This window comes from Carnobacterium sp. (genome assembly GCF_032094055.1).
Classification (GTDB): Bacteria; Bacillota; Bacilli; order Lactobacillales; family Carnobacteriaceae; genus Carnobacterium_A.
Genome location: NZ_DAMDAK010000052.1, coordinates 1 through 800, shown reverse-complemented (window position 1 = coordinate 800; position 800 = coordinate 1). Strand labels below are relative to the sequence as shown.

1 protein-coding gene and 1 pseudogene are annotated in these 800 nt (G+C 31.4%); both read right to left on the bottom strand.

Annotation, left to right across the window (positions count from 1 at the left end; genetic code table 11):
• On the bottom strand, positions 1-351 hold a 351-nt coding region (locus RT405_RS08725; RefSeq protein WP_313469132.1), incomplete at its 3' end, for a hypothetical protein.
• 267 nt (positions 352-618) lie between these two features.
• Positions 619-800, bottom strand: a pseudogene (locus RT405_RS08720) (SIS domain-containing protein); the annotation flags it as partial.

The window sequence follows — 800 nt, the reverse complement described above, 5'->3', positions numbered from 1 at the left end:
AAACTCGTCAGAAAGTTGTTGATAAGTAATCTTTTCGTTATCAATCACTATTTTTTTCATTATATTAATATGCCGAGTGTATGTCTGAGATAAATTCAAAAGCTGCTTTCTTTGATACTCTTGCTTAAAACGCTTAATGTTTTCATCTGACCCTTCAATAAAATAACCTTGATCATTACTCTTGGATAACTTAATTTTGTTCTCATTTTCAAGCAGTTTTGATATTTCTAACAAATCATTTTGAATGGTTCGTTTTGAAACACGGTAGAGGTCTGCCCAATAAGTCAAATCCTTAATATTTCCCGACTTCGAAAGGGTATTCATCATTTCTTGTATGCGTTTATTTTTCATTTCAAACCCTCCTTTATATTCTCTTTAAGGGTTAAACATAGTATATGCTTTTTCTTCATCCCCAAATAGGCCAAAATTTTTCAAGTAATTTGGTAAAAAAACTGAACAGGTTAATACAAGGATACCTATAAATCAGTTTGTCTGCAGTCTTAAATGTGAGCAAAATTCTATATTTATTTATGACAGATGTAAAAGAATGATTACAAAACAAAAAAGAGCAAGCCTTTAGTAGCTCACTCTTTTAGATAGAAACAAGATAAAGTTATTTTAATAATCAAATTGACGATAGTAACGACGAATATCTAATGGATGACAGTTAAGTTTCTCAACATGCGCATCAATTCGTTGAGTCACACAATGTGTAACTAAGTGTGACAGCCGGCCGCGATATTTTTCACTGATTCCTTCTAAAGCATAATCTTTGGAGTCAATAATAGTATAATTCGCAC